Source organism: Ruegeria sp. CE9 (assembly GCF_056537425.1).
The window spans coordinates 1-2,417 of record NZ_JBQFRO010000041.1 but is presented as its reverse complement, the minus strand read 5'-3'; the positions used below and the strand labels follow the sequence as shown (position 1 = coordinate 2,417).

The window sequence follows — 2,417 nt, the reverse complement described above, 5'->3', positions numbered from 1 at the left end:
TGCGGGCCACCATATCCCAGCGGCACAGCAAAGCGTTGCGCTGAGCCCACCGCGATATCGGCGCCAATCGCCCCAGGCTCGCGCAGAACTGTTAGGGCCAGCAAATCCGTGCAAACAATCGCCACGGCATTTGCAGCATGCAAGGCCGCAACTTGCGCAGATGGATCATGGAGATCCCCAAATGTGCCTGGATATTGAAAAATCGCACCAAAGACCGTGCTTGCGTCCATATCCTTCGGATCGCCCACAATCACCTCAATCCCCAAAGGTTCTGCACGGCGCTGCATCACGGCAATATTTTGCGGGTGGCAATTTGGGTCGATGAAGAAACCACGCGCCTTTGATTTTGCAACGCGCTCGGCCATCACCATCGCTTCGGCGCAGGCGGTGGCCTCATCAAGAAGCGAAGCATTGGCAATCTCAAGCCCTGTTAAGTCAGCAACCATCGTCTGGAAATTGAGCAGGGCCTCAAGGCGGCCTTGGCTGATCTCAGGCTGATAGGGGGTATAGGCCGTATACCAAGCAGGGTTTTCCAAGACATTGCGTTGGATCGCAGGCGGGGTATGGGTGTTGTAATACCCCTGCCCAATCATCGAAACCATGACCTTATTCTTGGCTGAAATCTCGCGCATATGCGCCAGCAATTCCGCCTCAGACATCGCCGCCCATTCAAGTGGCTTGGTCTGACGAATATCCTTTGGCAATGTTTCATCAATCAGCGCATCCAAATCTGGTGCACCGATCACCTTTAACATCTCTGCCATTTCGGCAGGGGAAGGCCCGATATGGCGGCGATTGCCAAAATCGGTTGGATCATAGGTTTCACGCATCCACTTTGTCATGTCTCACACCTGCTCGGGGGGCTTATTCGCCAATGAAATCTTTGTATTCATCCTCGGTCATGTAGGCATCGACCGCAGAGAGATCGTCTACCTTCATCTTAAAGAACCACGCCTCACCGGTGGGATCGTCATTGACCAAAGAGGGGTTATCAACCAAGGCGTCATTGACCTCGACAATCTCACCATCCAGCGGGGCCAAGATGTCAGAGGCCGCTTTGACAGATTCAATAACCACAACCTCATCACCCTTCGCGGCCGCAGTCTCAAGCTCTGGCAATTCTACGAAAACCACATCACCCAATTGAGTGGCCGCGTGTTCGGTGATGCCGACCACAACCAGATCACCATCGACCAACAACCATTCATGTTCTTCTGTGAAACGCATTTGGATGTCTCCCTGTCTTATCGTTTGTAGGATGTTTTGAAAAATGGCAGATCAACCTGCCGCATAGGATGTCGTTTGCCACGCAATTCGCCCCAGATTGGCGCATCTGCATCCGTGTCAGATTGCACCAGCGCCATCGCAATCGGGTGACCCAGGCTTGGGCTAAACCCACCCGAAGTGATCTCGCCGATTTGTGTTTGGCTTGTCTCTGACAAAAACAGGGGCACACCGCCGCGCATCGGCGCGCGCCCCTCTGGCACAAGACCGATCCGTTTGCGCGCAGCTTCACCCGCAAGATGAGAGGCAATTACCCCAACACCCAAATACCCGCCCGCCTTGGCCCCATCGGGGCGGCGTGATTTGGAAATACCCCAAGACAAGCCTGCCTCAACTGGGGAAATGGTTTCGGAAAGATCGTTGCCATGTAAGGGCAGGCCCGCCTCCATCCGCAGACTGTCACGCGCCCCCAAACCAATGGGCGCAACCTCATCCATCGCCAATAAAGCGCGGGCGAAGGCATTGCAGACGGGCACAGGCACGGAAATCTCAAACCCATCCTCGCCCGTGTAGCCAGAACGGCTCAGCCACAGCTCCGAACCTTGCCATGTCAATCTGCGCACATCCATAAAGCGCAGTGTCGCTACATCAGGCAGCAGACGCGCAAGCGCGCTTTCGGCCAGTGGCCCCTGCAAAGCCAAAAGGGCACGGTCAGTGATGACCTCAAAGCCCGTCAAATGTTTCTCAAACAGTGCCAAATCCTCGGCGCGGCGGGCGGCATTGATCACGATAACGAAACAATCTTCATAGCGCGCGATCATGAAATCATCGACCAAACCACCCGCCTCATTGGTGAGGAAACCATAGCGCTGGCGACCCTCTGCGAGGCCTTCAACCTCAATGGGCGCGATCCGCTCAAGTGCCGAAGCTTGATCTAAGGGCAGCCGCACCTGCCCCATATGCGAGACATCAAACAGTCCCGCCTTTTCGCGCGTCCAAAGATGTTCGGCCATCACGCCCGCAGCATATTGCACGGGCATAGAGTAGCCCGCAAAAGGCACGAATTTTCCGCCTAGTTCTGCGTGAAGCCCCTTAAGTGGCAGTTCCAAAAGCCCCGTGGTCATCAACCCTCCAACACCCCGAGATGTACTCGGAATCGGTTACGCCGAAAAATCGGCTGTCGATGCCCCCTC

General features: G+C 55.4%; 2 protein-coding genes and 1 pseudogene. All 3 read right to left on the bottom strand.

Features of this window, described 5'->3' with window-relative positions; translation table 11 throughout:
- Positions 1 to 842 (bottom strand): annotated as a pseudogene (locus ACR0B3_RS23705) (glycine dehydrogenase (aminomethyl-transferring)); the annotation flags it as partial.
- 22 nt (positions 843 to 864) lie between these two features.
- The gene (gene gcvH, locus ACR0B3_RS23700) at positions 865 to 1,227 is read right to left on the bottom strand and encodes a glycine cleavage system protein GcvH (protein WP_340244695.1); all 363 of its coding nucleotides are present in this window, start codon (positions 1,225 to 1,227) and stop codon (positions 865 to 867) included.
- A 17-nt stretch (positions 1,228 to 1,244) separates the two neighbouring features.
- Positions 1,245 to 2,348, bottom strand: a complete 1,104-nt coding sequence (gene gcvT, locus ACR0B3_RS23695; protein ID WP_480811201.1) for a glycine cleavage system aminomethyltransferase GcvT — start codon at positions 2,346 to 2,348, stop codon at positions 1,245 to 1,247.
- Positions 2,349 to 2,417: the final 69 nt, after the last annotated feature.

Excerpts from the sequence above, each read along its gene's own strand:
- gcvT (WP_480811201.1), bottom strand. The coding sequence starts at position 2,348 with ATGACCACGGGGCTTTTGGAACTGCCACTTAAGGGGCTTCACGCAGAA.
- gcvH (WP_340244695.1), bottom strand. The coding sequence starts at position 1,227 with ATGCGTTTCACAGAAGAACATGAATGGTTGTTGGTCGATGGTGATCTG.